Raw genomic sequence first — 7,732 nt, forward strand, 5'->3', positions numbered from 1 at the left:
CCGCTAAACAGGATTCTCCAGCGTCATCTGCATCAGGCTGTTGACCAGTATCGCGATATCCTCGAGCCTCTCCACCGCAGGCTGCTGCATAAACCTCGCAAACCCCTCCTCGAGCGCCTCGTACCGCTCTTCACAGTCGTGCAGATAGCTCTCCAGCGCCTCCTCCATCGTTTCGCCCTTGCGCTGGTAGTGGATCACCTTTTCGCTCAGTGAGGTGACGGCGAACTCGATGAACTCCTCCAGCTGCTTCTTGATCGTATGCTCGTCCTTGTTTTTGGGGCGGTAGTTTTCGAGGGCTTCCATGATTTCGTTGATATGGAGCCGCTTGATGATGGTGTAGATGAGCCGCGCCGTCTCGTCGAAGCGTCGGTGGTTGCGTTCGTGGAGGATGATGGCCGCCACCGTGAACTTCATGTAGGGGAGATGGTGGAAGAAGCGGTTGATCGGGCTCTTTTCGTTGAGAATCGGCGTGATATGCTCTTCGGGAGTCATCTCCATCAGCTTCGCCATTTCGCTTCGATAGCGAAGCAGCGTGGGGGCGTGGATCTGATCGGGCGAGAGGTGACGCATCATCCAGCTGACACTGAACTCCAGCGTCGTCTCGATGTCGAAAAGCAGCGCGTACTGCTTCTGCGCATCCATCCGGTAGTCGTGACGGAAAATTTCGTAGCGGATGTCGTTGGAGCCGAAGAGCTGGTTGCAGATGAGATAGCTCTTGATTTTCGAGACGAACCTTTCTTGCCCCAGTTCGTCGTAATCGCTGATGAAAGTGCTGCCGGCGCTGTTGATGACGCGGTTGGCCATGACGGTCGCCGCGATCTCCCTGCGCAGAGGATGTTCGAGTATCTCGTCTTCGTAGATCGTCGCGAAGGTTTTCGGGAAGTATTTGAGCAGATACTCCTGGGCGAAGGGGTCTTCGAGCAGGTCGCTCTGCAGCAGAAGGCGTTTGACGAAGATTTTGGCATAGGAGAGCAGGGTCCCCAGGATGGGACGCACCAGCCCCTCCCTCTCGTCGAGAACGGCGGAGATCTTTTCGTCTTTGGGGATGTGGAACTGCTTTCGGCTGAAGACGGGAAGCTCCCGCTCAAGCAGCGCGATCGTCTGGAGAAAGGGGACGATGTCGGTCCGGCTGCGACGGTAATCGAGAGAGATGGCCAGCGCCTGGTGGTAGTTGGTCCACAGCACACGGTTGACGACCATGTCGGCCTGGTGTTTCAGCGCCTCGAGACGGCTCTCTTCGTCCAGCTGCCCTTTTCTTACCAGCGATCCGAGGGTGATTTTGAGGTTGACCTCGTAGTCGCTGGTGTTGACCCCCGCCGAATTGTCGATGGCGTCGAGGTTGATGTAGCCGCCCCCTTTGGCGTATTCGATGCGGGCCGGCAGCGTGAAGCCGAGATTGCCCCCCTCGCAGACGGCATGCACCCGCAGCTCCGAGGCATCGACCCTGACATTTTCGTTGGCTTTGTCGCCCACGTCGAGATTGCTCTCGAAACTGGCTTTGACGTAGGTGCCGACACCGCCGTTGAAAAGCAGGTCGGCCTTGATCCGAAGGACGGCCTGCACCATCTCCTCCCCGCTCATGGCCTGACGGGTCGTGCGGAAAAGTTTCTGCATCTGGGGGCTCAGGAGTATCTCCTTTTCGTCCCTGCGGAAAACACCGCCCCCTTCGCTGATCTTCTCCCTGTCGTAGTAGCCCCAGCCCCCTTTGGGACTCGCGCCAAAAAGCCGCTCCCTCTCTTTGAAAGCGGTTTCGGGATCGGGATCGGGGTCGACAAAGATCTCGTTGTGGCTGAAAGCGGCCAGAAGTTTGAAGTGGCGGCTCTGGAGCATGCCGTTGCCGAAAACGTCGCCGTTCATGGAGCCGATGCCCACGACGGTGATCGGCGTCTCGTAGAAGTTGACCCCTTTTTCGATGAAGTGTCTCTCGACCGAGCGCAGCGCCCCTTTGGCGGTGATACCCAGCTCCTTGTGGCTGTAGCCGTGGCTTCCTCCGCTGGCGAAAGCGTCGCCCAGCCAGAAACCGCGTCTGAGGGCGATGGCGTTGGCCGTGTCGCTCATGTGGGCGGTCCCCTTGTCGGCCGCCACGACGAAATAGGTATCCTCCCCGTCGTATCGGACGATTTTCGGATCGACGATGATGCGCCCTTCGGCTTTGTTGTCCACCAGATCCAAAAGCGCGTCGATATAGAGTTCGTAGAAACGGGCGAAACTCTCCTTCGTGATCTCCTCTTTGGGAAGGCGGATGATGAAACCCCCTTTGGCGCCGCTGGGAACGATGATGGCGTTTTTCCCCTCCTGGGTGACCATCAGAGAGCGGATCTCGACCCTGAAATCCTCGAAACGGTCGCTCCAGCGGATGCCGCCCCGGCTGACAGGACCCATGCGCAGATGGACGCCGCTGAGTCGGTAGTGGTGGACGAAAGCCTCGATACGGGGCTGGATGCCGTCGATCTTGCTGCGGATTTCGTCGGTATGGATCTTGAAGGCGATCGTCTCCCTGTCGAGGAAGAAGTTGGTCCGCACCATCCGTTTGACGATCTCATAGAGCATCCGGATGACGAGATCCTCGGTGATGTGGGTGATCGGATGCAGAAGCGCTTCGATCTGCTCTTCGCTCTTGGCTATTTCGCTCTTGCGCCGTTTGACGGAGGGGTTGAACTTCAGATAGAAGTAGGTCAGAAGCGCCTTGGTGATCCCGTGATGCTTGATCAGCACATCGGTGATCGTCACCCTGTTGAAGGAGAGAACCAGCTGGTTTTCGAAATCGATCAGGGCGTTGAGCAGTTCCAGCTCCCTGGGGGAGAGATTTTCCAGCAGCGTCAGTCCCAGCAGCGGCGTGTTGGGGAGTGTGGGATGGCAGAGCATCCTTTTGAGCAGATCGAGGATGTTGGCTTTGGCCCGCTTGATGTCTTCGACCTGCTCGTTGCCGATGCGGTAGCGGCTGACGTAGACTTTCTCTTTTTCGTAGGGGATGTCGTAGGAGATTTCGCTGTGGACCGTGAGGCCGATGTTTTTGAGCAGCGGCACGATCTGGGTGAGCATGAAGTGCTGCCTGCCGTAGATCTTCAGATAGAGTGTCCCTTTTTCGTCTTCGATGAATTCGGAGGCGAAAGGGTGGGTGGAGAGCTCTTTGGCGATCGGTTCGCTGAGTATCAGGTCGTCGTCGCGAAGTATCTGCAGACACGCCTGGGCGTAACGTTGTTCGAGATCCATAGTCTCTCCTTTTTACAATCCTTTGAAATAGTGGTTCACCGGTTTCGGCTCTCCCAGATAGAATCCCTGGGCATAGTCGATATCGAGCTGCCTGACCTTTTCGAGCACAGCCTTGGAGTGGACGAATTCGGCCACCGTCTCGAGCTGCGCGCCCCTGGCGAAGTCGACGATCGTGCGGACGACCAGTTCGGCGTGGGTGTTGTGGTCGACATCCTTGATCAGCGAGCCGTCGATTTTGATGACATCGATATCGAGCTGCAGGAGTTTTTCGAAGTTGGAGTATCCGCTGCCGAAATCGTCGATGGAGATCCGGCATCCGAACCGCTTGGCACGGCGTATGAAATCGGAGATGATTTCGTAGTCTTCGATCTCTTCCGTTTCGAGAATTTCGAAAACGATCCTGGAAGCGACCTCTTCGTAATCGGCCAAGAGCGCGAAGATTCGCTTCTGGTCGTGTACGCTGGTGATATCTTCCGCCGAGAGATTGACGCTGAAGGTCGCATCGGTTTTCCGGGCGACTTCGAGGGTTTTTTTCAAAATTCTCGTCGTGATGACACCGCTCAGTTTTGCCTGTTTGGCCGCTTCGATGAAGTAGTAGGGTGTGATCGTCTCCCCCTCTTTGATCTGAAGGCGAGCCAGCGCTTCGTATTTGAGCGTCTTGCCGCTTTCTAGATGGATGATCGGCTGGAAATAGGGTATGACGGCATTTTGGGAGATCGCCGTCTTGAGCTGTCTGAGCGCGTAGATGTTGCTGGCGATCGTTTCGGAGACGTCCATCGACGGATCGTAGATGGCGTAGCGTCTTCTTTTTGAGCTTTTGACCGATTTGAGGGCCATGTCGGCCGTCTCGAAGAGTTTTCCGGCCATGCTCGCACCGATGGAGACGGAGATGTCGATGGAGAGGGTATCGATATCGAACGTCTGCTCGTCGAACCTGCCCAGAATCGTTTCGATGACACCCTTCAACACCGCGGGATCCTCGCACTCGAAAAGAATGCCGAAATCGTCTCCACCCAGCCGGTAGAGGCGCGCTCCTATCTCTTTGGGCACCACCTCTTCGAGCAGCTGGGCGACAGCCTGGAGCAGATGGTCGCCTACCCGTGAACCGTAGAATTCGTTGATGTGCTTGAAACGGTCGATGTTGATCAGAATCAGCGCGGGGTGCTTCATCCCTCTTAGATGCTGCATATAGGCTTCGCGGTTGCCCAGACCCGTCAGATGGTCGGTGATGAGCGAACGCTGCAGCCTCTCCTGGGTCTTTTTGAGGCGGATATACTCCTTTTCGGAGTGGAAGACGAAATAGAGAACGACGGCGATCGTCATGAGGTAGAGAGCCAGCAGAAACTCTCCGATGCGGTTGATCTCCCCGATCTCCGCGGAGGACTCCCTGGAAAAGATCTCCATCGTCTGCCGGATCTCCTTCTGGATCGCCTGGTCGCGAATTTCGTCGAAAGCTTTGCTGAATTTTGGAAAGAGATCGACGAAGAGGCCCAGATGCAGAATCGATACTCTCAAAAGCCCCTTTTTCGGTCCCTCTTCGATCCGCTTCGCCAGCGATTCGAGCTCGCCTTTATAGCGGGCGAGCTCTTTTACCAGCGATTCGTCCATCGCGTTTTTGGCGAGAAAGAGGCTGGCGTTGATGCGCGAAAGGGTCAGAATGATCTGCCGCTCCGTCGGATCGTTGATATCGAAGAGGTTGTAGGCCTTCAGAGCCAGGGTCGGCAGGTAGATGCTGCTGTTTTTCAAGGATGCGTTGAGTGTCAGAAAGTTGTTGATCGTTTCGGTGAGTGCTTCGAAGTGGTGCTTGAGCCTCAGGAGAGACCGGTAGGTACCCATGTGGTATCTGTTTTTGAAGCTCGGTGTCTGAAGCAGCGCCTCGATATGGGTATGGATCTCGTCGATTTTCCTGTAGAAAAGGTCGTTGTTGTAGTAGACGAAATAGTTGGCCTCGAGAATCGTCCTCTGCAGGTCGATCAGATCGGCGTGGAGGGACTGCAGCTCCGTATTGACACGCTCGACACGCTCGAACCCCTCCCGCATCCTGTTTTGCTGGTAGAGGATGAGCCCCACCCCCAAAGCGGCGGCCAGCAGCGCGATGAGGACCTTGAAAACGAGGCGTCCCAACTCAGTCGCCCTCTTTGAGGATGGCCGGTTTCTCCCCGGTCAGGGTTTTCAGAAAGGCTTCGATCGCCCGGATTTCCGCTTTGCTCAACTCGAAACCGAGATTGTGGTAGGCCATCTTCTGCAGCGACTCCCTCAGCGTCGCCGCACTGCCGTCGTGGAAATAGGGGGCCGTCAGTTCGATGTTTCGGAGTGTCGGGACTTTGTAGACGTTTTTGTCCTTGGGGTCGTGGGTGATGTCGTAGCGGTCGGGCACACCCTCTTTCCATTTGTAGGGGATGATCAGCCCGAACTTCTGGAAACTGTTGCCGCCGATGTTGATGCCGTTGTGGCAGGTCACGCATCCGAGCATCTTGAAAAGGCGGTAACCCTCGGCTTCCTGTTTCGTGAGTTTCACCCCCTTTTCACGGCGCAGATAGCGGTCGAACTTGCAGTTGGGCGTATAGAGGGCCTTTTCGAACTCCGCGATGGCATCGAGCATGTCTTCATAGGAGGGTGGCCTTTTGTAAACCTCTTTGAAGGCCTGAGTGTAGTAGCCGTTGGAGGCGAGATACTTTTCGATCTCTTTGGGAACCATGTCCATCTCGACGGGATTGTGGATGGGACCGTTGGCCTGGTCTTTGAGGTCTTTGGCCCGTCCGTTCCAGAACTGCCTGAAGTTGAAATAGCTGTTGAAGACGGTCGGTGCGTTGACATTGCCCTTTTTGCCGTGTACGCCGATGGAGACGGGTCTGGGGTCGGCGCCGCCGTGGTCGAAGTCGTGGCAGCTGTGGCAGCTGACCGTTCCGTCGGAAGATATGCCAGGATCGAGAAAGAGCACTTTGCCCAGTTTCGCTTTGGCCCGGTCGTACTCCACATGCAGAGGTATCGGTTTGATCGGCTCTTCCGCCCACAGCGTCGAACCTATAAAGAGTGTCAGAACAAAAAAGATGTTGTTTATTATGGTTTTCGGGTGCATGGTAGATATTATATCATATCAACGTTACGTTATCTGGCCCGGTGGGCGAGATGGAGAAAGCGCTTGAGCGCCCTTTTTTCCCTCCATCCCATACGGTAATGGATCTTTTCGAGGTAGTTTTTGAGCTCTTCGACCCCTATGCCTCTGAGCTCCGCCTGCTGCAGGAGAATGCGGTGGGGGATCTTCTGGGGACGGGCGAAGAAGGCTTTCGTGATCCGCTCGAGCCGGCGGATATGGCGGGGATGGGCGCAGAGGCGGGCGAAGACGAAAGGCAGGGCCTCCTTTTTCCGCCACGCTTCGGCCAGGTCGAGCGCCTCGCCCGGGTGTTCGAGAAAGTAGCGAAGCGCCTTGTCGCCGATGATGACCTCCCCTTCCATCCCGAGAACCTTCGCCAGCATGTTGGAGGTGTCCGACTCCCTGTCCTGCCTGGAAAGACCGGGAAGCAGGAGCACGCTCTGCACCTCGCCGTCGGCGACGATGCCGAAATCGGTACATCGGCAGCCGCGGCTCTTGACGCTGGAGATGACGGCCGCGTCGATCCGGCGGGCGCGGAAAGCGCGGTTGATGTCGGCAGGAACCGAGCCCCGTTTCTGCCACGCCTTCTTCTCGATACTGTGGCGCAGATAGCGTTTGAGAAAGAGGTGGAAAGGCAGAAGATTGAGATACTCTATTTTTCCGAAAATCATAGCGCCATTATACCCACTGTCAGAGCCGCTGTGCTATAATCGGAGCCAAAAAGCAGAGGGATTTGTATGGTCAAAGTGGAATTTCTGGGACCGATCGGCAAAGAACCGATGGAGATCGAAGCCAAAACGCTCGCCGACGTCGCCGCGAGACTCAAAGAGGACCCCGAAGTGGCCAAATGGCTCGAACAGTCGGCCGTCGCCGTCAACGACACGATGGTCAAGAGTCTCGATATCCCGCTGAAGGAGGGAGACAGGGTTTCGCTCCTTCCTCCGGTATGCGGCGGGTGAGGCGATGCTGAAGATCTATCCCGGCCCTCTGCCCGTCTCCGAGCTTCTGAGCGAATGGTACGGCGCCCATTACGACGAAAACTACGGCGCCATGGTCAACTTCGTCGGCACCATCCGCGACGAAGGCGGCATCGACGCGCTCAGTTTCGACATCTATCTGCCGGTGCTGCAAAAGTGGTTCGACGGCTGGAAAGCGAAACTCGAATCCAAAGGAGCGCTCCTGATGATGGCCCACAGCGAGGGGGACGTGCCGGTCCACACCTCCTCCTTCGCCTGCGCCATTTTCAGCCCCAAGCGGCGCGTCGCGCTGGAGATGCTCGACGCGTTCGTCGAGGATTTCAAAGCCAACGCCCCGATCTGGAAATACGATGTCCGGGAGGGCAAACGCATCTACGCGGCCGACCGCTCCACCCCGATGGACGGAAGCGGCCTGCTGGCGGGGGACGGGTGAACGGGAAATGGTGAA

Annotated in this window: 6 protein-coding genes; 2 read left to right on the forward strand and 4 right to left on the reverse strand. The window is 56.7% G+C overall.

The features are described from left to right. Positions 1–3 precede the first annotated feature (3 nt). The 4 genes from Q1K23_RS04685 to Q1K23_RS04700 are packed head-to-tail and all read right to left on the reverse strand — an operon-like array spanning position 4 to position 6,978. Positions 4–3,213: an NAD-glutamate dehydrogenase domain-containing protein gene (locus Q1K23_RS04685; protein ID WP_300362855.1), complete on the reverse strand. Its 3,210-nt coding sequence runs from the start codon at positions 3,211–3,213 to the stop codon at positions 4–6. 12 nt (positions 3,214–3,225) lie between these two features. Then, on the reverse strand, positions 3,226–5,337 hold the full coding sequence (locus Q1K23_RS04690; protein WP_300362856.1) for an EAL domain-containing protein: 2,112 nt from the start codon (positions 5,335–5,337) through the stop codon (positions 3,226–3,228). 1 nt (position 5,338) lies between these two features. Continuing rightward, positions 5,339–6,292, reverse strand: coding sequence for a cytochrome c peroxidase (locus Q1K23_RS04695; RefSeq protein WP_300362857.1), 954 nt, complete (start codon positions 6,290–6,292; stop codon positions 5,339–5,341). 29 nt (positions 6,293–6,321) lie between these two features. Continuing rightward, complete coding sequence (locus tag Q1K23_RS04700; RefSeq protein ID WP_300362858.1) at positions 6,322–6,978, reverse strand: MqnA/MqnD/SBP family protein; 657 nt, start codon at positions 6,976–6,978, stop codon at positions 6,322–6,324. Between the two features lie 66 nt (positions 6,979–7,044). On the opposite strand from Q1K23_RS04700, the gene Q1K23_RS04705 reads away from it, so the two are divergent. Beyond that, positions 7,045–7,266 (forward strand): MoaD/ThiS family protein, encoded by a 222-nt coding sequence (locus Q1K23_RS04705; protein WP_300362860.1) that lies wholly within the window; start codon positions 7,045–7,047, stop codon positions 7,264–7,266. A gap of 4 nt (positions 7,267–7,270) precedes the next feature. After that, positions 7,271–7,717, forward strand: coding sequence for a molybdenum cofactor biosynthesis protein MoaE (locus tag Q1K23_RS04710; protein ID WP_300362862.1), 447 nt, complete (start codon positions 7,271–7,273; stop codon positions 7,715–7,717). Positions 7,718–7,732: the final 15 nt, after the last annotated feature.

The organism is Hydrogenimonas sp. (assembly GCF_029933015.1).
Taxonomy (GTDB): domain Bacteria; phylum Campylobacterota; class Campylobacteria; order Campylobacterales; family Hydrogenimonadaceae; genus Hydrogenimonas.

Bases quoted from the DNA above. Each gene is read 5' to 3' on its own strand.
- Q1K23_RS04705 (WP_300362860.1), top strand. From the start codon at position 7,045: ATGGTCAAAGTGGAATTTCTGGGACCGATCGGCAAAGAACCGATGGAG.
- Q1K23_RS04695 (WP_300362857.1), bottom strand. From the start codon at position 6,292: ATGCACCCGAAAACCATAATAAACAACATCTTTTTTGTTCTGACACTC.
- Q1K23_RS04685 (WP_300362855.1), bottom strand. From the start codon at position 3,213: ATGGATCTCGAACAACGTTACGCCCAGGCGTGTCTGCAGATACTTCGC.
- Q1K23_RS04700 (WP_300362858.1), bottom strand. From the start codon at position 6,978: ATGATTTTCGGAAAAATAGAGTATCTCAATCTTCTGCCTTTCCACCTC.
- Q1K23_RS04710 (WP_300362862.1), top strand. From the start codon at position 7,271: ATGCTGAAGATCTATCCCGGCCCTCTGCCCGTCTCCGAGCTTCTGAGC.